At 54.8% G+C, this 25,108-nt stretch carries 22 protein-coding genes; 16 read left to right on the forward strand and 6 right to left on the reverse strand.

Features of this window, described 5'->3' with window-relative positions; all coding sequences use genetic code 11:
• The first annotated feature begins 76 nt into the window (after positions 1–76).
• Positions 77–964 (forward strand): HTH-type transcriptional activator RhaR, encoded by an 888-nt coding sequence (gene rhaR / locus ABFX35_RS18480; RefSeq protein WP_346082412.1) that lies wholly within the window; start codon positions 77–79, stop codon positions 962–964.
• A 3-nt stretch (positions 965–967) separates the two neighbouring features.
• Here rhaR and rhaT read toward each other — a convergent pair whose 3' ends face one another.
• On the reverse strand, positions 968–2,002 hold the full coding sequence (gene rhaT, locus ABFX35_RS18485; protein ID WP_346082413.1) for an L-rhamnose/proton symporter RhaT: 1,035 nt from the start codon (positions 2,000–2,002) through the stop codon (positions 968–970).
• Between the two features lie 268 nt (positions 2,003–2,270).
• Positions 2,271–3,038 (reverse strand): transporter substrate-binding domain-containing protein, encoded by a 768-nt coding sequence (locus ABFX35_RS18490; RefSeq protein ID WP_121553384.1) that lies wholly within the window; start codon positions 3,036–3,038, stop codon positions 2,271–2,273.
• Positions 3,039–3,512: 474 nt separating this feature from the next.
• Here ABFX35_RS18490 and ABFX35_RS18495 point away from each other — a divergent pair, with 474 nt between their 5' ends.
• The 6 genes from ABFX35_RS18495 (at position 3,513) to maa (ending at position 7,792) form a co-directional block, all read left to right on the forward strand.
• The gene (locus tag ABFX35_RS18495) at positions 3,513–3,980 is read left to right on the forward strand and encodes an Lrp/AsnC family transcriptional regulator (RefSeq protein WP_095846888.1); all 468 of its coding nucleotides are present in this window, start codon (positions 3,513–3,515) and stop codon (positions 3,978–3,980) included.
• A 284-nt stretch (positions 3,981–4,264) separates the two neighbouring features.
• The gene (locus ABFX35_RS18500; protein WP_346082414.1) at positions 4,265–4,882 is read left to right on the forward strand and encodes a YitT family protein; all 618 of its coding nucleotides are present in this window, start codon (positions 4,265–4,267) and stop codon (positions 4,880–4,882) included.
• 70 nt (positions 4,883–4,952) lie between these two features.
• Positions 4,953–6,146 carry an amino acid aminotransferase gene (locus ABFX35_RS18505; RefSeq protein WP_346082415.1) on the forward strand — a complete coding sequence of 398 codons (1,194 nt, stop codon included), beginning with the start codon at positions 4,953–4,955 and terminating at the stop codon, positions 6,144–6,146.
• A gap of 220 nt (positions 6,147–6,366) precedes the next feature.
• Positions 6,367–6,783 carry a secondary thiamine-phosphate synthase enzyme YjbQ gene (locus ABFX35_RS18510; RefSeq protein WP_279025072.1) on the forward strand — a complete coding sequence of 139 codons (417 nt, stop codon included), beginning with the start codon at positions 6,367–6,369 and terminating at the stop codon, positions 6,781–6,783.
• 3 nt (positions 6,784–6,786) lie between these two features.
• Positions 6,787–7,140 carry an MmcQ/YjbR family DNA-binding protein gene (locus ABFX35_RS18515; RefSeq protein ID WP_346082416.1) on the forward strand — a complete coding sequence of 118 codons (354 nt, stop codon included), beginning with the start codon at positions 6,787–6,789 and terminating at the stop codon, positions 7,138–7,140.
• An 85-nt stretch (positions 7,141–7,225) separates the two neighbouring features.
• Complete coding sequence (maa, locus tag ABFX35_RS18520) at positions 7,226–7,792, forward strand: maltose O-acetyltransferase (protein WP_279025068.1); 567 nt, start codon at positions 7,226–7,228, stop codon at positions 7,790–7,792.
• 31 nt (positions 7,793–7,823) lie between these two features.
• Here maa and uvrA read toward each other — a convergent pair whose 3' ends face one another.
• Positions 7,824–10,655 carry an excinuclease ABC subunit UvrA gene (gene uvrA, locus ABFX35_RS18525; protein ID WP_346082417.1) on the reverse strand — a complete coding sequence of 944 codons (2,832 nt, stop codon included), beginning with the start codon at positions 10,653–10,655 and terminating at the stop codon, positions 7,824–7,826.
• A 277-nt stretch (positions 10,656–10,932) separates the two neighbouring features.
• Here uvrA and ssb1 point away from each other — a divergent pair, with 277 nt between their 5' ends.
• Positions 10,933–11,472 (forward strand): single-stranded DNA-binding protein SSB1, encoded by a 540-nt coding sequence (gene ssb1 / locus ABFX35_RS18530; protein ID WP_095846895.1) that lies wholly within the window; start codon positions 10,933–10,935, stop codon positions 11,470–11,472.
• 290 nt (positions 11,473–11,762) lie between these two features.
• Here the strand turns inward: ssb1 and ABFX35_RS18535 are convergent, their stop codons facing one another.
• Complete coding sequence (locus tag ABFX35_RS18535) at positions 11,763–12,872, reverse strand: ABC transporter ATP-binding protein (protein WP_346082418.1); 1,110 nt, start codon at positions 12,870–12,872, stop codon at positions 11,763–11,765.
• A 357-nt stretch (positions 12,873–13,229) separates the two neighbouring features.
• Between ABFX35_RS18535 and ABFX35_RS18540 the strand changes: the two genes are divergently transcribed.
• From ABFX35_RS18540 to ABFX35_RS18565, 6 genes are all read left to right on the forward strand, one after another.
• Positions 13,230–14,462 carry an extracellular solute-binding protein gene (locus ABFX35_RS18540; RefSeq protein WP_346082419.1) on the forward strand — a complete coding sequence of 411 codons (1,233 nt, stop codon included), beginning with the start codon at positions 13,230–13,232 and terminating at the stop codon, positions 14,460–14,462.
• Positions 14,463–14,519: 57 nt separating this feature from the next.
• Complete coding sequence (locus ABFX35_RS18545) at positions 14,520–15,827, forward strand: carbohydrate ABC transporter permease (RefSeq protein ID WP_279025061.1); 1,308 nt, start codon at positions 14,520–14,522, stop codon at positions 15,825–15,827.
• A 10-nt stretch (positions 15,828–15,837) separates the two neighbouring features.
• Positions 15,838–16,689 carry a sugar ABC transporter permease gene (locus tag ABFX35_RS18550; protein ID WP_279025059.1) on the forward strand — a complete coding sequence of 284 codons (852 nt, stop codon included), beginning with the start codon at positions 15,838–15,840 and terminating at the stop codon, positions 16,687–16,689.
• A 4-nt stretch (positions 16,690–16,693) separates the two neighbouring features.
• A complete protein-coding gene (locus ABFX35_RS18555; protein WP_346082420.1) occupies positions 16,694–17,896 on the forward strand; it encodes a glycoside hydrolase family 53 protein in 1,203 nt (400 codons plus the stop codon).
• 26 nt (positions 17,897–17,922) lie between these two features.
• Positions 17,923–19,980, forward strand: a complete 2,058-nt coding sequence (locus tag ABFX35_RS18560) for a beta-galactosidase (protein ID WP_346082421.1) — start codon at positions 17,923–17,925, stop codon at positions 19,978–19,980.
• Between the two features lie 337 nt (positions 19,981–20,317).
• Positions 20,318–20,629, forward strand: coding sequence for a PTS sugar transporter subunit IIB (locus tag ABFX35_RS18565; protein WP_095846909.1), 312 nt, complete (start codon positions 20,318–20,320; stop codon positions 20,627–20,629).
• A gap of 191 nt (positions 20,630–20,820) precedes the next feature.
• Here ABFX35_RS18565 and ABFX35_RS18570 read toward each other — a convergent pair whose 3' ends face one another.
• A complete protein-coding gene (locus ABFX35_RS18570; protein WP_279025054.1) occupies positions 20,821–22,083 on the reverse strand; it encodes a maltoporin in 1,263 nt (420 codons plus the stop codon).
• 266 nt (positions 22,084–22,349) lie between these two features.
• Between ABFX35_RS18570 and ABFX35_RS18575 the strand changes: the two genes are divergently transcribed.
• Both ABFX35_RS18575 and galE read left to right on the forward strand, forming a co-directional pair.
• Positions 22,350–23,423 (forward strand): LacI family DNA-binding transcriptional regulator, encoded by a 1,074-nt coding sequence (locus tag ABFX35_RS18575; RefSeq protein ID WP_346082422.1) that lies wholly within the window; start codon positions 22,350–22,352, stop codon positions 23,421–23,423.
• Between the two features lie 190 nt (positions 23,424–23,613).
• Positions 23,614–24,630: a UDP-glucose 4-epimerase GalE gene (galE, locus tag ABFX35_RS18580; protein WP_346082423.1), complete on the forward strand. Its 1,017-nt coding sequence runs from the start codon at positions 23,614–23,616 to the stop codon at positions 24,628–24,630.
• A 117-nt stretch (positions 24,631–24,747) separates the two neighbouring features.
• Here the strand turns inward: galE and bhsA are convergent, their stop codons facing one another.
• Positions 24,748–25,008 carry a multiple stress resistance protein BhsA gene (gene bhsA / locus ABFX35_RS18585; protein WP_346082424.1) on the reverse strand — a complete coding sequence of 87 codons (261 nt, stop codon included), beginning with the start codon at positions 25,006–25,008 and terminating at the stop codon, positions 24,748–24,750.
• Positions 25,009–25,108 lie beyond the last annotated feature (100 nt).

Below are 25,108 nucleotides of genomic sequence, written 5' to 3' on the forward strand. Positions count from 1 at the left end.
AATGCGGGAACCGTCACCGTTTTTTTCGCCAGAAAAGCGGATATTTGCTGATGGTTTTTTTTCATGAGGCAGCGCTGTGGCCGATCAGTTAATCCTCAAAAAAGACGATTTCTTCGCTACTGCCACCCAGCCGGTGGCGGTGGCCGACCGTTATCCGCAGAATGTATTTGCCGAACACACCCATGAGTTTTGCGAAGTCGTGCTGATCTGGCGCGGCAACGGCCTGCACACCCTGAACGACCGGCCGTACCGGATAACCTGCGGCGATTTGTTCTATATCCGGGCGGAGGACCGCCATAGCTATGAGTCCGTTGATAAGTTGATGCTGCATAATATTATCTACTGCCCGGAACGGCTGAAGTTGAACGTCGATTGGGGGGAACTGTTGCAGCAGCGCCAGCCGCCGGGCTGCAGCCCGCACTGGCGGCTCAGCAGCCACGGCATGGCGCAGGCGCGCCAGGTGATTGGCCAGCTTGAACATGAGAGCCAAAAGCGCGATCAACTGTCCTACTGTTTGGCGGAAAGCCTGTTTTTGCAACTTGCCATTATTCTGCGCCGCCATCGCTACCAGCCGGCGAGCGCCAGCGCCCTGGAAAAGGGCGAAGGTATCGACCTGCTGTTGGCTACGCTTGGCAACAGCCTGGCCCGGCCGTTCAATCTGCAGCAATTTTGCCAGCGCCAACAGCTCGCCGAGCGCCCGCTGCGGGAACTGTTCCGCCAGCAAACCGGGATGACGGTCAGCCAGTATCTGCGCCAGTTGCGCATCTGCCAGGCGCAGCATCTGCTGCGCCATAGCGACATGCTGATCAGCGATATTGCCGCCCGCTGCGGTTTTGAAGACAGCAACTACTTTTCGGTGGTATTCACCCGGGAAACCGGGATGACGCCGCGGCTATGGCGGCAACGGTTCGGTGCCGCCGCGGAACGGGAGAAAGCGCGCGCGCGTTCCGGTTCGCTGTGCTAGCGCTTAGTTCGCCATACCCAGGCCAACGATGTTGGCGGCCAGAATAATCACGATGCAGCCAAGGCTCAGCACGCCCACCGGGCGGCGGCCAACGTTTTTCCACTCCTTCAGCACCAGCCCCACCAGGCCACCGCACAGCACGTAGAAGCTCATGTGCAGCATCCAACTGACGTAATCATACTGGGCCGGGATTTTGGCGTGGCCCCAGGCGTAAAAGAAGAATTGCAGGTACCACATCAGGCCGCCGAGCGCGGAAAACAGCAGGTTGCTGATGATAAGCGGCCTGGCGAGGGAAAAATCGGCCTTGAGCGACAGCGTTTTTACCCTGGCCAGGCGGATAAAGCAGAAGCCAAGGTTAATCAGCGCGCCGCCGCCCATGATCACCACATAGCTTGGCAGCGCCACGTATAACGGATCAACGCCCAGCGCTGCTGCCGCTTCATGCATCGGCTTGGCGGCATCCATGGCGAACGACATCCCGGCAGAGAAGATGCCGCACATGACGGCCAGCAGCAGGCCCTTTTTCAGGTTGAACTCTTCCGCCTGAATGCCCATTTTGCGCTCTTTTAACTGCCCAGCCCGGGTAACGATGCCCACGCCGATCAAGGCGACAAAGACGCCAAGCAGCGTCATCCTGCCGCCCGGCGTTCCGATCAGGACGTCGATTTTGCCGTTCAGGATCGGCGTCATCAGGGTGCCGACGATCAGCGTGATGCCGATGGCGATACCGATGCCCATCGACATGCCGAGATAGCGCATGGTCAGGCCATAGTTGATATTGCCGATCCCCCACATGGCGCCGAACAGGAATACTGGCAGCAGAGTCGACAGGCTGAACGAACCGTAATAAGCCCAGAAATTGGGCAGCAGTGCGATGCTGACCGCCCAGGGCAGGATCAACCATGAAACCATCCCGCCCAGCGACCACATGGTTTCCCACGACCAATTACGCACTTTTTTGAACGGAGCATAAAAGCAAGCGGCGCTGGCTGCCCCGATCAAGTGCCAGACTATCCCCATGGTTATTGCGTCACTCATTTTCCACTCCTCATTTTTTGAGTTGGTGGGGGGATTAGCACTTCCCCCAATAGCCATGAGTCTATGGGGGTGGCAACAGGCCGACCTTCGGTGCAATGCCGCCGGTGGCATAAAGCTGGCAAAATTCAGTGGGTGGGAAGGATGGCGATCACAGTTTGCTGTTTTTGGCATGCGGGGCGGTGCTAAGCCGTGGGGGCGTGAGACGAGCGGCGTTACGGCAGCGGCGGAGGCTACCCGCCGCTGCTTATTGGGCACGGTTAACGGCGGTTTATTTCTTCGCGGCCAGCCATTGATCGAGCACGTGCTGGTATTCCCCAGTGGCTTTCGCCAGGTGCAGCCACTGATCGACATACAGCTTCCAGCTCATGTCGTCACGCGGCAGCATATAGGCCTTTTCGCCATACTGCATCGGCTGATCCGGATTCACGGCGCACAGCTTGGGGTAGTGTTTTTGCTGATACAGGGCCTCGGAGGCATCAGTGATCATCACGTCCGCCTTGCGATCCACCAACTGCTGGAAAATCCCCATGTTGTCGTGGGAAAGCGTTAAATCCGCTTTCGGCAGATAGGCATGCACGAAGGCTTCATTGGTGCCGCCCGCCGGCTCGATCAGGCGCACGCCGGGTTTATTGATTTGCTCGACGGTGCGGTATTTCTTCACGTCCGTGCAGCGTACCAGTGGGATTTTGCCGTCCACATCCAATTTTTCGGCGAAAAACACCCGTTTTTGCCGTTCCAGCGTGACGGAAATCCCGCCCATGGCGATATCGCATTTGCCGGCGACAAAGTCCGTCATCAGGTTTTTCCAGGTGGTTTTCACCCACTTCACCTTGGCGCCCAGGCTGTTGGCCAGCGATTCGGCCATCGCGATGTCAATCCCTTCGTAGCTGCCATCCTCCTTCAGGAAGGTATAGGGCTTGTAGTCACCGGTGGTGCACACATCCAGCGTTTTTTGTTGCAGAACTTTGTCCAGGCGCGATTGGGCGCTGGCGCTCCCGGCGGCGAGCAGCAGGGCAAGAGGCAGTATTCTTTTCATTGAGTTCCCTTGTTACAAATGCATGGCTATACCCGTCATACTTCAAGTTGCAGATGTGTTGGCTTTCCTTGCTCACCCCAGTCACTTACTTGAGTAAGCTCCTGGGGGGTCGCTGCGTTGCCGCCTGCCTGCAACTCGAATTATTTTGGGTATAAAAGTACTACATAGCCGTTAATTGTTGTTGATTTATCGGCGTTAGCCGTTATTTATGCCATCAATGGGCCGTTTGCTGTTGTATCCCGCCTTTTCGGCGCCAGGGGGACTATAACGGCAAAAAAACTGATAGTCTGATATCTCCATCATACGTCAAGTTGCCGCTGGGTTGGGCCCATCTTTGGGCTTGCCCCGACGGGGCCGCTGCCGGGCGCCGTTACCGGATCCCGCGCTGTTGAAAACGCCGGTAGCGTTTTGCCCTGCAACTCGAATGATTTTGGGGATAGCGTCGATATTTCTTAACACAGTTTATGGGTGGCTATGTACAACATTGATGATTTTGATATGAAAATCCTGACGCTGTTACAGGCCAACGGCCGTTTGACCAATCAGGAACTAAGCGATCTGGTGGGGTTGTCCGCCTCCCAGTGTTCACGGCGGCGTATCAGCCTGGAGCAGGCGCAGCTGATTCGCGGTTACCATGCCCGCCTGGCGCCAGAAGCGGTGGGGCTTGGCATGGTGGGGCTGATCGAAGTCAGCCTGACCCACCACGGGCATGAGCGGGTGGACAGCTTTCATGAGCTGCTGGAGCAGGCGGACGCGGTGCTGGATGCTTACAAGACCACCGGCGACGCTGACTATCTGCTGAAGGTGGCCGTGGCCGATCTGGCCGCGTTGAGCGATTTTATCAGCAAAACCCTGTTGACCCACAGCAGCGTTGGGCATGTGAAAACCGCAGTGGTGCTTAACCGCATTAAAGAAAATGGCCTGCTGCCGGTGGCGCGTTAATCCGCCGCGCAGGACGACCTATTTTGGGGCGCAATGCACCAAAATAGGGAATTGCATGCTTGTTTCGCGCCTGTTATTACCCATTATTGGTTTTGTTGTGCGTGATACACATTTTTTATGCGTATATCGTGCATTTTCTTCTTGAGGGAAAACAGCGCATTAGCTAAGTTAACTACCGCCTTGCCGGTCGGCCTTCTCTCCCATGGTGCATTTCTTGCATTATTCAACGCCATAAGCCCGCAGTGCCGGGCGATGATGACTTCCTGACGTAGAGTAATTACCCCATGGATAACTGCATTACCCCTGAAGAAAACCTTTCGCATAGTTGGTTGGAAGATGTGCTGGCGATCATTATCGGCACTCTGATGGTGTCGTTCGGCGTTATTTTATTGCGGCAAGTCGGCGCGTTGACCGGCGGTACCGCGGGCATGGCTTTCCTGATTAGCTACCTGACGCCGCTGTCTTTCGGCGTGGTCTTTTTTCTGCTAAACCTGCCGTTTTACTGGCTGGCGATCCGCCGCATGGGCTGGGCCTTTACCGTGAAAACCTTTTGTTCGGTGGCGCTGGTGTCGATCTTTTCCGATTTGCACCCCTACTTTATCCATTTTGACCGCCTGCAGCCGTTTTACGCGACGGTATTCGGTAGCGTGATTATGGGATTAGGGTTTATTGTATTGTTTCGCCACAAGGCCAGCCTGGGCGGCGTTAATATCCTGGCGCTCTACCTGCAGGACAAATACGGCCTGCGCGCCGGCAAGCTGCAGATGGGGGTTGATGTGACCATCGTGCTGGCCTCATTATTCGTGGTGAGTATTCCCATGCTGATTGCGTCTATATTGGGCGCACTGGTGCTGAATTTGATTATCGCCATGAACCACCGGCCTGGCCGCTATGTCCACTAGATAGCGATTGTGCGCGGCCGGCGAGTGGCAACAAGCGCCGCTGAATCACTGAACCAAGGAGAGCCATTACGTGTTCCAAAATGTTGATGCCTATGCCGGAGATCCGATCCTGTCGCTGATGGAAACTTTCAAGCAGGATCCCCGTGAGCGCAAGGTGAACCTGAGTATCGGCCTGTACTATGACGCGCAGGGTATCATCCCGCAGTTGCAGGCGGTCGCCAACGCGGAGGCGCAACTGAACGCGGCACCACAGGGCGCTTCGGTATATCTGCCGATGGAAGGGTTGCCGGCCTACCGCAGTGCTATCCAGCCGCTGCTGTTTGGCGCCGATCACCCAATGCTGCAGCAGAACCGCATCGCCACCGTGCAGACCGTCGGCGGTTCCGGCGCGCTGAAGGTCGGGGCGGATTTTCTGCACCACTATTTCCCGGATTCCCAGGTGTGGGTGAGCGATCCGACCTGGGAAAACCACGTTGCTATTTTCAGCGGCGCCGGTTTCACGGTGAATACCTATCCTTATTTCGATAACGCCAGCCTGGGCGTGAAGTTCGACGCCATGCTGGCGGCGCTGAAACAGCTGCCGGCGAAGAGCATCGTGCTGCTTCACCCGTGCTGCCACAACCCGACCGGTTCGGATCTGACCAACGCCCAGTGGGATGCGGTGGTGCAGGTGGTGGCCGAACGTGAGCTGATCCCCTTCATGGACATCGCATACCAGGGCTTTGGCGCCGGTATGGAGCAAGACGCCTATGCGATCCGCGCAATGGCCGCCGCCGGCCTGCCGTGCCTGGTGAGCAACTCGTTTTCCAAAATCTTCTCGCTGTATGGCGAACGCGTCGGCGGCCTTTCCGTGGTGTGCGAAAGCAGCGAAGCGGCCGGGCGCGTGCTGGGCCAACTGAAGGCCACCGTGCGCCGCAACTACTCCAGCCCGCCGAAGTTTGGCGCGCAGGTAGTGGCGACGGTGTTGCAAGACGCTGCCCTGAAGCAGCAGTGGCTGGATGAAGTGGAAGCCATGCGGGCGCGTATTCTGGCGATGCGTCATACCTTGGTCGACGCGTTGAAAAGCGCGCTGCCGCAGCGCAACTTCGACTACCTGCTGCAACAGCGCGGCATGTTCAGCTACACCGGCTTTAGCGCGGCGCAGGTCGATCGCCTGCGCGATGAATTCGGCGTTTACCTGATCCAGAGCGGCCGTATGTGCATGGCTGGCCTGAACCATAACAATGTGCACCTGGTGGCGGAGGCATTTGCCGCCGTGCAGTAAATGCTGTTAGGGTGAACTGCGGTTCGCTGTTATTTGAGAAAGGACGATAGCGATATCGTCCTTTTTTTTCGCTGATATTCCACCGCAGTGGGTGAAACCGGGCCAGACAAGCAACCGGCCATGCGTTTTCACACACAATAATGGGATATCGCTTGCAGGGGGCGGCGGCCAGAGTTGTCGCCGATTGGATAAATAATATACTGATTGAGGGGGCTCAGTTATGTGGCATCAGCAAACGCTTATCCTCAGCGCAAAAGCGCGTGGTTTTCATCTGGTCACTGAAGAAATCACCGATCAGCTAACCCATTTGCATCGCGTGAAAATCGGCCTGCTGCACCTGTTGTTGCAGCATACCTCAGCCTCGCTGACGCTTAACGAGAACTGCGATCCCACCGTGCGGTTCGATATGGAACAGCACTTTCTGCGCCACGTGCCGGAAGATGCGCCCTATCAACACGACTATGAAGGGCTGGACGATATGCCTGCCCACATCAAATCTTCGCTGCTGGGCGTGTCGCTGTCTTTGCCCGTCAGCCACGGGCGGTTGATGCTGGGAACATGGCAGGGGATCTGGCTGGGGGAACACCGTAACCACGGCGGCGCACGCCGCGTCGTGGCCACGTTACAAGGGGAATAACCAATGAATCACTCAGCACTGCTGGAATACTGTATGGCCAAGCCGGGCGCGCAGCAAAGCGAACAGCCCCAATGGCAGGCCAGCCAGATCAAGGTTGGGGATGTGATGTTCGCCATGGTATGGGAAGTGGACGGGCGCCCGGCGTTGGCGGTAAAAAGCAGCCCGGAACTGGCGGAAAACCTGCGTGAGCTGCACCCGGAGATCGTGCCGTGCGAGCACCTGAATAAAGCGCACTGGAACGCGGTGTTTCTTGATGGCGATCTGCCCAATTCGCAGTTTTATACCTTGATCGACAGTTCATATCAGTTAGTGCTGGCGGGGTTGCCGGAACAGGTGCGCCAGACGTTGCGTGCCTAAGCGGTGTCTTGCCGTCGTGCGGCGACGGCATCATGATCGAGCCTGGTCATTCGGCTAAACAACATTAACAAGGGATGCTTCTCGCATGGCGATCGGTGACGAAAAACGCAACATGCTGGCCGGTGAATTTTACAATGCCGAGGACGAACAGCTGCGCCGCGAGCGCATGCGGGCGCGCCAACTGCTACATCACTTCAATCACTCGGCGCCGGATGAGGGCGCACTGCGTGCGCAATGGTTGGCGGAGCTGCTGGGGCGGTTCCAGGGCGGCACCATCGAACCGAACTTTCGCTGCGACTATGGCTACAACATCTATCTGGGCAACAACATTTACGTCAATTTCGATTGCGTCATGCTGGACGTGTGCGAAGTGCACATCGGCGACAACTGCCTGCTGGCGCCGGGCGTGCATATTTACACTGCCACGCATCCGTTAGAGCCGGCGCTGCGCGCACGCGGGGTGGAGTATGGCAAGCCGGTGACCATTGGCAATAACGTGTGGATTGGCGGCCGGGCGGTGATCAACCCTGGCGTCACGATTGGCGATAACGCGGTGGTGGCTTCCGGCGCAGTGGTGACCAAAGACGTGCCGGCCAACTGCGTGGTGGGCGGCAACCCGGCCCGGCTGCTGAAAATGCTGCCGCAACAGTAAACAGGCGCCCGGAGGGGCGCCTGATAACGGGTTATTTCTTCTCAAGCATTGGTTTCAGGAAGCGCGCGGTGTGCGAGGCTTCGCACTGCGCCACGGTTTCCGGCGTGCCGGAAACCAGGATCTCACCGCCGCCGCTGCCGCCTTCCGGCCCCAGATCGACAATCCAGTCCGCGGTTTTAATCACGTCCAGGTTATGCTCAATCACCACGATAGTGTTGCCCTGATCGCGCAACTGATGCAGCACCGCAAGCAACTGCTGAATATCGGCGAAGTGCAGGCCGGTGGTCGGTTCGTCAAGGATATACAGGGTTTGGCCGGTGCCGCGTTTTGACAGCTCACGCGCCAGTTTCACCCGCTGGGCTTCACCGCCGGACAACGTGGTGGCCGACTGGCCGAGGCGGATATACGATAGGCCAACGTCGATCAGCGTTTGCAGCTTGCGCGCCAGCGCGGGAACGGCATCAAAGAAATCGCATGCTTCTTCGATGGTCATATCCAGCACTTCGTGGATACTTTTGCCTTTGTATTTAATCTCCAGCGTTTCGCGGTTATAGCGTTTGCCTTTGCACTGATCGCAGGGCACGTAAATATCCGGCAGGAAGTGCATTTCCACCTTGATCACGCCATCGCCCTGGCAGGCTTCGCAGCGCCCGCCGCGCACGTTGAAGCTAAATCGCCCCGGATTATAGCCGCGGCTGCGAGCTTCCGGCACGCCGGCGAACAGCTCACGCACCGGCGTGAAGATGCCGGTATAAGTGGCCGGGTTGGAACGCGGTGTACGGCCGATCGGGCTTTGATCGATATCGATCACCTTGTCGAAATGCTCAAGCCCGGTAATTTCACGGAACGGCGCCGGTTCGGCGAGGGTGGCGCCGTTAAGCTGGCGCTGGGCGATCGGGAACAGCGTATCGTTAATCAGCGTTGATTTGCCCGAGCCGGACACCCCGGTGATGCAGGTGAACAGCCCGACCGGCAGCGTCAGCGTGACGTCCTTCAGGTTGTTGCCGCGTGCGCCGCTCAGCTTCAAGACTTTGCTCGGATCGGCCGAGACGCGCTGCTGCGGAATGGCGATCTCGCGCTTGCCGCTCAGGAACTGCCCGGTGAGGGAATCCGGTTGCGCCATGATGTCGGCAACGGTACCTTCCGCCACCACCTGGCCGCCGTGTACGCCGGCGCCGGGGCCAATATCGATCACGTGGTCGGCGATGCGGATGGCGTCTTCATCGTGTTCCACCACAATCACCGTGTTGCCCAGGTTGCGCAGGTGGATCAGCGTTTCCAACAGGCGCTCGTTATCGCGCTGGTGCAGGCCAATGGAAGGCTCATCCAGCACGTACATTACCCCCACCAATCCGGCGCCGATCTGGCTTGCCAGGCGGATACGCTGCGCTTCGCCACCGGACAGGGTTTCTGCCGAACGGGACAGTGACAGGTAGTTCAGGCCGACGTTCACCAGGAACTTCAGGCGATCGCCGATTTCTTTCAATACTTTCTCGGCGATCTTGGCGCGCTGGCCGCTTAGCTTCATGTTTTGGAAGAAGGTCAGCGCATGGCCGATGCTAAGATCGGAAATTTGCGGCAGCGTGGTGTCTTCCACAAATACGTTACGCGCTTCTTCACGCAGGCGTGTGCCGTTACAGGAAGCGCAGGGGCGGTTGCTGATGAATTTCGCCAGCTCTTCGCGCACCGCGGTGGATTCGGTTTCCTTGTAGCGGCGCTCCATATTGTGCAGCACGCCTTCGAACGGGTGGCGGCGCACTGTGGTATCGCCGCGATCGTTGATGTATTTAAATTCGATCGATTCCTTGCCGGAGCCATACAACACGGCTTTTTGCACGTTGTCGCCCAGGCTGTTGAACGGGGCTTCGATATCAAAATCGTAGTGGTCCGCCAGCGAGCGCAGCATTTGGAAGTAGTAGAAATTGCGGCGATCCCAGCCGCGGATCGCGCCACCGGCCAGAGACAGCTCGGGGTTTTGCACCACGCGGTCCGGATCGAAAAACTGCTGCACGCCCAGGCCGTCGCAGGTGGGGCAGGCGCCGGCCGGGTTGTTGAACGAGAACAGGCGCGGTTCCAGTTCGCGCATGCTGTAACCGCATTGCGGGCAGGCGAAGTTGGCGGAGAACAGCAACTCTGGCGCCTTGGCGTCGTCCATATCGGCGACTACCGCCGTGCCGCCGGAAAGCTCCAGCGCGGTTTCAAACGATTCCGCCAGACGTTGGGCCAGATCCTCACGCACTTTGAAGCGATCGACCACCACTTCAATAGAGTGTTTTTTCTGCAGTTCCAGTTTCGGCGGATCGGAAAGATCGCACACTTCGCCATCGATACGCGCACGGATGTAGCCCTGGGTGGCCAGGTTTTCCAGCGTTTTGGTGTGCTCACCTTTGCGATCTTTAATCACCGGCGCCAACAGCATCAGCCGTTTGCCTTCCGGCTGGCTGAGCACGTTGTCCACCATTTGGCTGACGGTTTGCGCCGCCAAGGGCACATGGTGCTCCGGGCAGCGCGGCTCGCCGACGCGGGCAAACAGCAGGCGCAGGTAATCGTGAATTTCCGTGATGGTGCCCACGGTGGAACGCGGGTTGTGCGACGTTGATTTTTGCTCGATCGAAATGGCCGGCGACAGCCCTTCGATATGATCGACATCCGGCTTTTCCATCAGAGAGAGGAACTGGCGCGCATAGGCGGAAAGCGATTCAACGTAGCGGCGCTGCCCTTCGGCGTATAGCGTATCAAAAGCCAGTGAGGACTTGCCTGATCCAGACAGACCGGTGACCACCACCAGCTTGTCGCGTGGGATAATCAGGTTGATATTTTTGAGATTATGGGTACGAGCACCACGAACTTCGATATTGTCCATTTACACTTCCCGTCTTGATGATACGCTGCGCCCGTTTGCACTTTTTGCGTGCATTCTTGTGACTTAACGCGCAAAAAAACAGTACAGCCAGTACGAAACGCATAATTATGGCACAAAAAAAACTGAATGGATATCCAGTATATGAATGCAACGTAGCCGGGTGTGGGAACACTTCTGGAACCCAATTCGCAGTTATTAACGTAGGTGTGGTTTCGCGTCTGGCATGTTAAACTCACTCGTTTATACTGTGTAAAAATCATTCATCAGGAGAGTGCTCATGGCCAGCCGAGGCGTAAACAAAGTAATTCTGGTCGGGAACCTGGGCCAAGACCCGGAAGTTCGTTACATGCCGAATGGGGGCGCAGTTGCCAACATTACTCTGGCAACCTCCGAAAGCTGGCGTGATAAGGCGACTGGCGAGCAGAAAGAAAAAACGGAATGGCACCGCGTAGTGCTGTTCGGCAAACTGGCGGAAGTGGCGGGTGAATACCTGCGTAAAGGCTCACAGGTTTATATCGAAGGCCAGCTTCAGACCCGTAAATGGCAGGATCAGAGCGGCCAGGATCGTTACACCACGGAAGTGGTGGTGAACATTGGCGGCTCCATGCAGATGCTGGGCGGCCGTCAGCAAGGGCAGGGCGGCGGCGCAGGCGCTGGCCAATCAGCCGGTGGCCAGGGCAACTGGGGCCAGCCACAGCAACCCCAGGGCGGCAATCAATTCAGCGGCGGCCAGCAGGCGCGCCCGGCGCAGAACAGCGCCCCGGCGGCCAGCAGCAATGAACCGCCAATGGATTTTGACGACGATATCCCGTTCTAACGCATGCATTTTTAGCATGTGTTCACGAAGAACGATGAAACCCTGCTTCGGCAGGGTTTTTTATTGTTGCGTACACACCATCTGGGATCCACATTCTGGACGTTGCTCGCATACCATTCAGTCAGTGCGTTACATCGCTTTTTGATACCAGATAACTGTTAACTTCGCTTATTGAACACTCGGTACTGGATGCATCGCTTTGCGTGATTACCTCATAGCGCCCACCCGATTTATCAAGATTCACCGTATCGACAATCCCAGCGTTCTTCATCCAGGCTTCAAGCCGGCCGTTAATGCTCATCTGGCAGCGGAATATCCGCACTAATTCGTACCCCATGCTTATCGAAGATCATGCAGTGCCTGGCCGCAAAGGCCACGTTAATTTTTTGCCAAGGGCGGAAACGAACGTCACCGGGCAATAATACTTTCACGTTGTCATGGCCATAGCATTGGCCGAACAGATAGGTGTTATTTCCCAGCCGTTCCACCACTTCACACTGGAACTCCATGCCCGGCCCGGTTGTGGCTTCCGTCGACAGGTGCTCTGGGCGGATCCCCAGCGTGATGCTCTCGCCGGCTTTTAACGGTGTGGTATCTATCGCCAGGGTGACGGTATGATCTGGCGCCAGGCTGATGCTAAGCTCACCCGGCTGCCAGGCGGTTACCGTCGCCGGCAGCAAGTTCATTTTGGGGGAGCCGATAAAGCCGGCGACAAATTTGTTTATCGGGTTGTAGTATAGGCTCATCGGTGAGCCCATTTGCTCAACCTGGCCGTAGTTCATAACCACGATTTTATCGGCAAGCGTCATCGCTTCAACCTGATCGTGGGTGACATACACCATGGTGGTTTTCATTTCCTGATGCAGTTTTGCGATATGCAGGCGCATTTCAACGCGCAATTCGGCATCCAGATTGGATAGCGGTTCATCAAACATAAATACGCGGGGATTGCGCACAATCGCGCGCCCAATAGCGACGCGTTGCCGCTGGCCGCCGGAAAGCTGCTTCGGTTTTCTGTCCAGCAACTGCGACAGTTGCAAGGTTTTAGCCACCATTTCAACCTGGTGGCGTATTTCTTCTTTGGGGACTTTATTCACCTTCAACCCATAGCCCATGTTTTCTGCCACCGTCATATGCGGGTACAGCGCATAGGATTGAAACACCATAGCCACCCCACGGTGCGCCGGAGCGACATCGTTCATCACTTCATCGCCAATCAATACTTCACCATCACTGACCTCTTCCAATCCGGCAATCATCCGCAGCAGTGTAGATTTACCGCAGCCTGATGGGCCGACAAATACCGCAAATTCGCCATTTTCAATATAAAGATCAACATTATGTAGCGTTACCGTATTGCCGAACCGCTTGGTGACATTTCTCAGTCGTATGCTGGACATCAACGCTCCTCGAACTAGTTAGCCGCTGTTTGCCGTTGGGTTTCTTAGCGTGCTGAAATGATTTTTGTATTACGTATAACATTCCAGAAAAGCGATGCTCAACAGCATTGAATTCATGTATTGACTATAACTTCCCGTGTTTTGGCGCCCTATCGTGATGTTTCATTTCTGTAGCCATGATCACACAATGAGCAGTTTTTTGTAGTTTTATTCCTGCCTGCAGCGTAGCGTATAACAAAATGACGCGGCCAGAGGGAATGGCATGAAATCAAGGTATAGCAACAATTCCTGGGCGTCTAAAAACGGTGATGCACAATAATAATCATTAAATTGTTATACCTTCACATGAGGTTGATAATGAAAAAGAACATACTTGCTGCACTTATCCTCTCTGGCCTGGCCGTTGGGCAGATAATGAGTCTGCCGGCGCATGCCGCGCAACAGCTCAATGTCTGGGAAGACATCAAAAAATCCGTCGGCATCAAAGATGCGATTAGCGACTTTGAAAAACAGTACAACGTAAAAGTTAACGTACAGGAGATGCCTTACGCGCAACAGCTGGAAAAGCTGCGCCTGGACGGCCCGGCAGGGATTGGCCCGGACGTGTTGGTTATCCCTAATGATCAGTTGGGCGGGGCCGTTGTTCAGGGGTTGTTGGCGCCGTTGGATGTTGAAAAAACCAAGATGGATGAATTCACGCCGGCAGCGGTGAAGGCGTTCCGTATGGACAATACGTTGTACGGCGTGCCGAAAGCGGTGGAAACGCTGGTGCTGATTTACAACAAAGATCTGATTGAACAACCGTTAAGCAACCTGCAGGAATGGTACGACTTCTCTAAAAAGCAGCGTGAACAGGATAAATACGGTTTGCTGGCCAAGTTTGACCAGATTTATTACAGCTGGGGCGTGATTGCCCCCATGGGCGGCTATATCTTTGGCGACAACGGCAAGGGCGGGCTTAATCCGCAGGATGTGGGGTTAAATAAACCCGGCGTGGTTGAAGCCGTTACTTTCCTGAAGAAATTCTATGCCGATGGCGTCTTCCCTGCCGGGATCATTGGCGATAACGGCCTGAATGCCATTGACTCATTATTTACCGAGAAAAAAGCCGCCGCGGTGATTAACGGCCCCTGGGCATTCCAGCCTTATGAAGCCGCCGGTATTAATTACGGCGTGGCGCCTCTGCCCAATTTGCCTGATGGCAAACCGATGGGCTCTTTCCTTGGCGTGAAAGGTTATGTCGTTTCTACCTGGAGCAAAGACAAACAGCTGGCGCAACGGTTTATCGAGTTTATTAACCAGCCGCAGTATGTGAAAGCCCGCTATATCGCGACGCGCGAAATCCCGCCGCTGACGGCAATGATGAATGATCCGCTGATCAAGAATGATGAAAAGGCCAACGCAGTGGCGGTGCAATCAACGCGCGCGGCTGCGATGCCTGGCATTCCGGAAATGGGGGAAGTTTGGGGGCCGGCCAATGCGGCGCTGGAACTTAGCCTGACCGGTAAGCAGGCGCCGAAAGACGCGCTCGATAACGCAGAAAAACAGATCAATATGCAAATTGAAGCCATGCAGGCCAGCAATCAGTAGTAATGACTTTGCCGTAGCGGAACGGGGAGCTTTCCCCGTTTTCAGAAGGAGCCGTATGTGATTATCAGTCCCAGCGAGAATTTTGCTAAGGCGCATGGCGCGGGGCGCCATGCCTGGTGTGGCCTGTTGTTGGCTATTGTGCCGGGCTTCGGTCAGTTTTATCACCGCCAGTGGTTAAAGGGGGGGATCTTTCTGCTCCTGTTGGGCAGTTTTATCGGCATTTTTTATGATTTTTTGCGCGAAGGGTTATGGGGGCTGTATAGCTTAGGTGAGCAAGTACCTCGTGATAACTCCATCTTTTTGCTGGCGGAAGGGATCATCAGCGTGCTGATTATTGCCTTTGGCGTCACCATTTATTATCTCTCCCTGCGGGATGCCTGGCTGAACGGGAAAAAACGCGATGAAGGGCTGCAGCTAAACAGCGTGCGTAAGCAATATCAGATGTTGTTAAGCGAAGGTTTCCCGTATCTGATGATTACGCCCGGCTTTATTCTGCTGGTCTTCGTGGTGATATTTCCGATTCTGTTCGGCTTTGCCATTGCCTTCACCAACTATAACCTCTACCACACGCCGCCGGCGAAGCTGGTGGATTGGGTGGGAATTAAAAACTTCATCAATATTTTTACCCTGTCGATTTGGCGCTCCACGTTTCTGGATGTTTTGCAGTGGACGGTCGTCTGGACGTTGCTGGCGACCACCTTTCAGTGCAGCGTTGGGGTGCTGTTGGCGATCCTCGTCAATCAGAAGGATTTACGTTTCAAGCCGTTAATTCGAACCATTTTTATCCTGCCGTGGGCGGTGCCGGGGTTCGTGACGATTCTGGTGTTTGCCGGCATGTTTAATGATTCCTTCGGCATCATTAACAATGCCATCCTGGCGTTTATCGGCATTAGCCCCAAGGCCTGGATGACCGATCCATTCTGGACCAAAACGGCGCTGATCATGATGCAGACCTGGCTTGGCTTCCCGTTTGTTTTCGCCATGACGACCGGTGTGTTGCAGGCGATCCCAGAAGATCTTTATGAAGCGGCGACGATGGACGGCGCCAGCAGCTGGACCAAATTGCGCACCATCACCTTGCCGCTGGTGCTGTACTCGATCGCGCCCATCATCATTACCCAGTACACCTTCAATTTTAACAATTTCAACATCATCTATTTGTTTAACAACGGGGGGCCGGCGGTGGCGGGGTCTAACGCAGGGGGGACCGATATTCTGGTGTCGTGGATCTACAAACTGACCATGTCCTCATCGCAGTACGCCATTGCGGCAACCATTACCATACTGCTGTCTGTTTTTGTCGTCGGCCTGGCTCTGTGGCAATTCCGCGCCACGAAATCATTTAAAAATGATGACATGGCCTAAAGGAAGCAAAATGGCTAAATCACAAAGTATTAAACGTGAAAAATGGGTGCGCCTGTCGTTATCGTGGCTGATTATCGTGCTGGTATCGCTCATCATTATTTACCCGTTGATTTGGACGGTGGGCGCATCGCTGAATGCCGGCAATAGCCTGCTGAGTACCTCCATTATTCCGGAGAATCTTTCTTTCCAGCATTACGCCGATCTTTTTAATGGCCAGGTCAATTACGTGACATGGTACTGGAACTCGATGAAAATCAGTTTTCTGACCATGGTGCTGACCTTAATCAGCGTCAGCTTTACCGCCTACGCCTTTTCCCGTTTCCGTTTTAAAGGGCGGCAAAACGGCCTGATGCTGTTCCTGTTGCTGCAGATGATCCCGCAGTTTTCGGCATTGATTGCGATTTTCGTGCTGTCCCAGTTGCTGGGCCTGATCAATAGCCATTTGGCGCTGGTGCTGATTTATGTCGCCGGGATGATCCCGATGAACACTTATCTGATGAAGGGCTACCTGGACGCGATCCCCAAAGATCTGGATGAGTCGGCGCGTATGGACGGCGCCAGCAACTTCCGCATCTTTATTGAGATCATCATGCCGTTGTCGAAGCCTATCGTGGCGGTCGTCGCGCTGTTTTCCTTCACCGGCCCGCTGGGGGATTTCATTCTCTCCAGCACCATCTTGCGCACCCCAGACAAATACACCTTGCCGATCGGGCTTTATAACCTGGTGGCGCAAAAAATGGGCGCCAGTTACACCACCTACGCCGCAGGCGCCGTGTTGATCGCGATTCCGGTGGCGATCCTCTATCTGGCGCTACAGAAATACTTTGTTTCCGGCCTCACCTCCGGCAGTACAAAAGGATAACCGCATGAAAAGATTCACACCTGTTCTGCTTGCCGTGTGTCTAAGCTGTAGTTTTTCCGCCAGTGCGTATGCGGCGGAAGCGATCGCTACGCGGCCATTTGCCAATATGCCCGCCGATTTTATTAAGGGGGCGGATATTTCCACCTTGCTGGATGCGGAAAAGCACGGCGCGAAATTTTATGACGAAAATCATCAGCAACGGGATGCGATCGCTATTTTGCGCCAAAACGGCGTGAACTATGTCCGTTTGCGCCTGTGGGTGGACCCGCAAGATGCGGCGGGGCAAGGTTATGGCGGCGGCGATAACGATCTGGCGACCACGCTGGCCCTGGCAAAACGGGCCAAGGCACAGGGCATGAAGCTGTTGCTGGATTTTCATTACAGCGATTTCTGGACCGATCCCGGCAAGCAATTTAAACCGAAAGCCTGGGCCAACATGGATTATGCGCAGTTGAAAACGGCAATCCATGATTATACCCGCGCGACCATTGCCCAATTTAAACAACAGGGCGTGCTGCCGGATATGGTGCAGATCGGCAATGAAATCAACGGCGGCATCCTGTGGCCGGAAGGCAAAAGCTGGGGGCAGGGCGGGGGGGAGTTTGATCGCGTGGCCGGCTTGCTTAATGCCGCCATTGCCGGCCTGAAAGAGAATCTTACCGGCGGTGAGCAGGTTAAAATTATGCTGCATCTGGCGGAGGGCACTAAAAATGATGTCTTCCGCTGGTGGTTCGATGAAATTACCCGCCGCAATGTACCGTTCGATGTGATCGGCCTTTCCATGTACACCTATTGGAACGGCCCGATTAGCGCGTTGAAGGCCAATATGGACGACATCAGTAAACGCTATAACAAAGATGTTATCGTCGTTGAAGCGGCCTATGGTTATACGCTGGAAAATTGCGACAACGCGGAAAACAGTTTTCAACAAAAGGAAGAGAAAGAGGGGGGATATCCGGCTACGGTGCAGGGCCAATATGATTATATTCACGATCTTATGCAGGCCGTTATCAATGTTCCCGGCCAGCGCGGCAAAGGGATTTTTTATTGGGAGCCAACATGGATAGCGGTGCCGGGGAATACCTGGGCCACGCCGGCCGGTATGAAATATATTGATGACCAATGGAAAGAGGGCAATGCCCGGGAAAATCAGGCGCTTTTTAATTGCCAGGGGAAAGTGCTGCCATCGGTAAAAGTATTTAATTAATTGTCGTAAGTCTTAGGGTTTTCATTATGAATAAATTTTTGCCTTTAAGTTTGAAGGTCAATGCCTTATTGCATGGCGCAGACTATAACCCTGAACAATGGGAAGACTATCCGGATATTATTGATAAAGACATTGCGATGATGCAGCAGGCAAATTGCAACGTCATGTCCGTGGGGATTTTTAGCTGGGCAAAGCTTGAACCGCAGGAAGGCGTATTTGCGTTTGCGTGGCTGGATGCCATTTTGGATAAACTCTATCAGGCCGGTATTCACGTGTTTCTTGCCACGCCGAGCGGCGCCCGGCCGGCCTGGATGTCGCAGAAATACCCCGAGGTGTTGCGGGTGGGCCGCGATCGCGTGCCCGCCCTGCACGGCGGGCGCCATAATCACTGTATGAGCTCGCCGGTTTATCGTGATAAAACATTGAAAATCAACAGCCTGTTAGCGGAGCGCTATGCTCATCATCCCGCCGTGCTGGGTTGGCATGTTTCCAATGAATATGGTGGAGAATGCCACTGCGAACGCTGCCAGGCGCAGTTCCGTGGCTGGCTGAAGGCGCGCTATCAGACGCTGGATACGCTTAATCATGCCTGGTGGAGCACCTTCTGGAGCCATACCTACAGCGATTGGCAGCAGATTGAATCGCCGGCGCCGCAGGGCGAAATTTCTATTCATGGCTTGAATCTGGACTGGCGCCGCTTCAATACCGCTCTGGTCACCGATTTTTGCCGGCATGAGATCGCTCCGCTGAAAGCCGCCAATGCCGATTTGCCGGTGACCACCAACTTTATGGAGTATTTCTACGACTACGACTATTGGAAGCTGGCGGAGCCGTTAGATTTTATTTCCTGGGACAGTTACCCCATGTGGCATCGCGACAAGGACGAAACCACCCTTGCCTGCTATACCGCCATGTACCATGACCTGATGCGCACGCTGAAGCAGGGCAAGCCGTTTGCATTGATGGAGTCGACGCCCAGCGTGACCAACTGGCAACCGACCAGTAAGTTGAAAAAGCCGGGTATGCATATTCTCTCATCGCTGCAGGCGGTGGCGCACGGCGCGGATACGGTGCAGTATTTTCAGTGGCGTAAAAGCCGGGGCTCGGTAGAGAAATTCCACGGCGCGGTGGTCGATCACGTGGGCCATATCGATACCCGCACCGGGCGGGAAGTCAGCAAACTGGGCGACATACTAAGCCAGCTACAAGGGGTTGTCGGCTGCCGTACCGAAGCCAAAGTGGCCGTTATTTTCGATTGGGAAAACCGCTGGGCGATGGATGATGCGCAGGGGCCGCGCAATTTGGGGCTGGAGTATGAAAACACGGTCGTCGAACACTATCGGCCATTCTGGGAACAGGGCATTGCCGTTGACGTGATCAATGCCGATTGCGATCTGGCCAACTATCAGCTGGTGATCGCCCCGATGCTGTATATGGTGCGCGACGGTTTTGCCGAACGCGCGGAAGCCTTTGTCGCCGCAGGCGGCCATTTTGTGGCAACTTACTGGAGCGGGATCGTGAATGAGTCAGATCTTTGCCATCTCGGTGGTTTCCCGGGGCCGTTGCGCAATCTGTTAGGGGTCTGGGCGGAAGAGATTGACTGCCTGGGCGAGGGGGAGCACAACCTGGTTCAGGGGTTGGCGGGCAATGCCGCTGGCCTTCAGGGGCCGTATCAGGCCCGCCACCTGTGTGATTTGATTCATACGGAATCCGCCCAGGCGCTGGCAACGTACCGTACGGATTTTTATGCCGGCCAGCCGGCGGTGACCGTGAACCCCTTTGGCAAGGGCAAAGCCTGGTATGTGGCTTCTCGCAACGATCTGGCCTTCCAGCGTGATTTCTTCGGCCACATCATTGATGCGCTTCGGCTGCCGCGCGCAGTGGAAAGCCATTTCCCGCCTGGCGTGGTCGCCACCGCGCGTACCGATGGTGAAACGGCATTTGTCTTTATCCAGAATTTTACCGTGCAGCAGCAAACGCTCACGCTGCCGGCGGGGTACACGGATTGTATTGATCGGCAAGCCATTAGCGGGGAGGTGGTTCTGGCGCCCTGGGGCTGCCGTATTGTTAGCCGTAAAGCATAATTATATCCAAAATAATTCGAGTTGCAGGACAAAAACGCAAAAGCGTTTTTGAACAGCGCTAGCGCTGGCCCCGTAGGGGTGAGGCCGAACGGCCGAATTACGCGGCAACGCAGCGAATCCCCAGGAGCTTACTGGAGTAAGTGACTGGGGTGAGCGACAAATCTGCTGGGAGCAGATTTGAACGCTGTTGGCAGCGGCCCCGAAGGGGCGAGGCCCAGGGATGGGCCGAGTAACCAAGCCAACACACCTGCAACTTGAAGTATGAAGGGTATAGCGCATTTGTACGCCTGTTTTTATAACAGGCGTTTTCTTATCTGAAGAAAATGAGGAGTTAATTATGGTCAGTGTTAAATCATTCCTGCACTATTTTTCACCGGCTAAACCGGCGGTAAAACTTAGCGAATCGGAGCAGCAACAGATCCAGCGATTGGTCACTGCATTCGGCGGTGATGCGAATATCGAAAACGTCGATGCCTGTATTACCCGCCTGCGGGTAACGGTGAAAAATCTTTCCCTGGTGAATTCGGCGGCGTTGCAAACAGAAGGGGCATTGGGCGTTATTATTCTTGGCCAACAGGTGCATGCTATTTTTGGCAAACAATCTGATGCGTTGCGTAAATTATTGGAAGAGCATTTTTCCGCAAGCTAATAAAGAATACGAGATAACCGATAATGGGTTAGCCCGTATTGTTTTCCTAAATGATCCGACGGCGAGAAAATAGCGTTCCGGTGTGTAGAAATATACCCAAAATAATTCGATTCGCAGGAAAGCCAACACACCTGCAATTGGAAGTATGAAGGGTATCAACGTATGCCATGAATGAGACTAATGCCGAACAATTACCACCAGGCTTCAACCTGTACGCCAAAGTTCCAGGTGTTATTGGCGGTGCCGTCCTGGAACGACTTGCCATTTTCTGAATCATTCAGGTAAGAAGCGAAGACGCGCAGTTCCGGGCGCGACATAAACTCCGGCCCGTCAGCCAGGCCTAAGGCAACGGTATATTTCTCACCGCTTTGTTTGTAGTGCGAGCCATCTTTATTGGTGTCTTTTTGGTAAAAACCACCGGCTTCACCAATCAGGCGCACATAATCGGTAAACTGATATTGTGCCCGCCCGACCAGCGAGATTAAGCGCGATTTGTCCGTATCCTGCGTGAGATTGTCAGCCGAGCCCCAGGTCAAGACATGGTTGAATGACAGCCGGTCTGTAATGGGAATCAAACCGGTGTTGATAACACGGTAGCCTGTCGCATCGTTGACATAGTTCCACATGTCGTACCAGCCGCCGCCCTGCGAAACCATGTTTTGTGCCAGCCCTTTGTTCGCATACTGTAGAACCAGTTTGTTGTAACCGCCCAGCATATCCTGGCTGATTTCGCCGGTCAGCATCACGCCATTGTCGGCATCATAAAGCCCGCCGTAGGCTTTTTGTTTATTGGTTGGATTCGGCATGGCGTAATCAATGCCGAATTCCGTCCAGGCGCCATTCCAGGGTTTCCAGCCCGCATAGCGCAGGTCGATATAGTTGATATTGACATTGCTATCGCCATCAACGCGGTAGTCGACGTCATTGGCATCGCCACGGATCCAGGCCACGGAAATGGCGCCGGGGCCGAACGTGTAGTTTTCTATCCCGGCGCCGGAACCTGAAATGTTCCAGTATTTGGTATCAATGATGTGCAGATCGTGGCGTTGATAGTAGCGTTTCCCGCCCCAAATCACCGCGTTAGGATCGCCGGGGATCAGCCCTTTGATTTGCAGATTCAACTGGCGCAGGCCGAATTCGGCATCATCCCCGAACGTGGTTTCGTTATCGTTCGAGCCGTCGGACACCATGCTGACCATACTGTCGAGATAAAAACTGACATCGTTTTTCTTATACACCTCGGAGCCCAGCTCCAGTTCGCCATAGGTATCCGCTTCATTGCCCAGCCGGCCAAGCTTATTTTTTTGCCACTCTTCCATACCGCCATCGCGTGAGACGCCGACGCCGGAGCGCAGGTAACCATGAAAATCGATAGGGTTTGCGGCAGCGAGCAGTGAAGGTGAAGCCAGTGCAGTCGCTAACGCAATGGATGCGGCGCGTAGAGTTGTGTTCATAGTAGCCTCTTATCGTTTGTATTACGTTCACATAATTGATGTCATAGAATGCCTAAATGTAAAAACAGGCAAATTGATGATTAAGATATTGTGATTAAGTGCAAATAAATGCGTGGTTTTTGTCAGGATTGGTGAGTTTGTTCGCGTATTGGTAATATGTGAGCGTAGTACTTTATTGGCTTTTTTTTGCCATCGGGAAGGGCGGTGAGCGTTTTTTTCAATGGCCCCTGTTACAATCAATGCATGACAACACAAGGAACCGGATCATGAAGTCTAAAAGCGCAACATTAGAAGATGTGGCCCGTCATGCGGGTGTGTCCTACCAGACGGTATCCAGGGTGCTTAATAAATCGGCGAACGTATCGGAAGCCACGCGCCGCAAGGTCGAGAAATCCATAGAACTATTGCGCTATGTGCCAAACCGCCTGGCTCAGCAACTGGTCGGCAAGCAAAGCCAGACCATTGGCCTGGTGACGACATCGTTGGCGTTGCATGCGCCTTCACAGGTCGCCGCGGCGATAAAGCGTTATGCGAACCTTGAAGGATACGAGGTGCTTATTTCGATGATTGATGAGAACGTCAATCAAAATATCCAAAAATCAATCAACAAACTCAAGTCTCAGTTGGTTGATAAGGTTATCATTAACGTCCCGCTAGAGACGGAGTTGGCGCAAAAAATCGCCACCGATAACGACGATATTGTCTGCCTGTTCCTCGACGTTGATCCTTATAGCGCTGTGTTTAATGTCTCTTTCAATCCTGCGGACGGCACGCGTGCCAGCGTCAAGTACCTCTATGATCTGGGGCACCGCGATATCGCCCTGCTGGCGGGGCCGGAAAGTTCCGTGTCGGCGAAGTTAAGGCTCAAAAGTTGGCTGGAGACGCTGGCCGGTTACGGCCTGGAGCCGGCCAGCGTGGTATACGGGAATTGGGACGCGCAGAGTGGCTACGTTGGGGCGTTGCAGATGCTGCGGGAAACTCCTGATTTTAGCGCCGTACTGGTGGCGAACGATCAAATGGCGCTCGGCGTGCTTAGCGCGTTCCATCAGCACCAAATTTCAATACCGGGCGAAAAATCCATCGTGGGGTATGACGGCACCTATGAAAGCTCGTTTTTTCACCCGGCGCTGACCACGGTTTCCTTGGATCTGGATTTGCAGGGAAAAGAAGCGGTGCGCCGTATTCTTGATTCCAACGAGAACGAAGTGTCGAGAAGCTCTTCGATCCTGCCAGCTCAGCTGATTGTGCGCCAATCAACCGGCCCAAAACGGGAGTCCGGCAACAATCTGCAGGCGATTGCCGAACAGTTGCAGGCGATTGCGCATCAGCTTAGCCGGTAAATGCCGCGCCGTGCGGCATGGTCTTCGCCAAAGGGAACGGCGTATCTCAATGACAGAACCCCTGGCTGAAAGCGGCCCACCGTGGTGACCCATAGCGTTGTAATCGATTACATTAATATCGTGGATATCACACTTTTCACCTGCCGCCCATGCTATTTTTAGCGCATTAAATACGCTAAAGGAGCACGTCATGAGGGTATTGGTTACGGGTGGTATCGGTTACATAGGGAGCCATGCCTGCGTACAATTATTGCAGCAGGGCCACGACGTTATCATTCTTGATAATCTTTCCAACAGTAAATGCAGCGTGCTGCCGGTCATCGAGCGCCTCGGCGGCAAACGGCCCATCTTCGTGGAAGGCGATATTCGTCACCAAGCCTTGGTGGCGGAGATGCTGGGTGATTATGCCATTGAGGCGGTGATCCATTTTGCAGGCCTTAAGGCGGTGGGCGAGTCGGCCGTCAAGCCACTGGAATACTACGATAACAACGTTAACGGTACGCTGCGCCTGCTTTGCGCGATGCGCGCCGCCAACGTCAACAACCTGATTTTTAGCTCTTCCGCCACAGTGTACGGCGATCAGCCGAACATTCCCTATGTTGAAAGCTTCCCAACCGGCACGCCAACAAGCCCCTACGGCAAAAGCAAGCTGATGGTGGAACAGATACTGGCCGATCTGCACCACGCCCAGCCGGCCTGGAGCATTGCCATCTTGCGTTATTTTAACCCGATCGGCGCGCACCCCTCGGGCGATCTGGGGGAAGATCCGCAGGGCATTCCGAATAACCTGATGCCCTATATCGCACAGGTTGCCGTAGGCCGCCTGGCGTCGCTGGCGGTGTTCGGCAATGACTACCCCACGCCGGACGGCACTGGTGTGCGTGATTATATTCATGTGATGGATTTGGCCGACGGCCACGTTATCGCGATGCAGCAACTGGCGGGTAAACCCGGCGTGCATATTTATAACCTGGGCGCCGGGGTCGGCAGCAGCGTTCTGCAGGTGGTTAACGCGTTCAGCAACGCCTGCGGTAAACCCATCAGTTACCATTTTGCTCCGCGCCGCGAGGGCGATCTGCCTGCCTATTGGGCGGATGCCAGCAAGGCCGAGAGGGAGCTGAATTGGCGGGTAACCCGTAATCTTGACGACATGGCGCGGGATACCTGGCGTTGGCAGTCCCGTCACCCGCAAGGTTACACCCAGTGAGAGGCAACATGGCGCCGCTGTTTTTGAGGCGATGAGCGGCGGGTGGAGCGAGCTAAAGAAAATGCCAGGCAGGCGGCGCTGGCTGGCATTTTTTGAATAACCTGGCGGGGTTAGTCATTAGTTGAAGATTTCTGCGGTGCCGTACAGTTTGTTCTGGCCGCCGACAGCGGTGATGCGGTAGGCGCTGGCGCCGGATGCGGCGGCTTTGCTGGCCAGTTCGCTTTCCAGTGAGCTCAGGCTGGAAGCACCGGTGACGGAAATCACGCCGATTTTTTGCGCGCCTTCAGCCGGTTGGCTGCTGATATGGTCAGCGGCGACAGTGGCAAAAGAAGCGGTGGTCAGCAGCAGTGCGGTAACAAAAATTTTGATGCTTTTCATGATAAATTCCTTGGCTTGTTTGTTAGATGAGAGGGCGTTTCCTCTCGATGTGTTGAATAATAGCCCTCTGCCCGGGCGGAGGAAATCGGAGAGTTTTGAG

The sequence above is a fragment of the Gibbsiella dentisursi genome (assembly GCF_039539505.1).
In the GTDB taxonomy this organism is placed as follows: domain Bacteria; phylum Pseudomonadota; class Gammaproteobacteria; order Enterobacterales; family Enterobacteriaceae; genus Gibbsiella; species Gibbsiella quercinecans.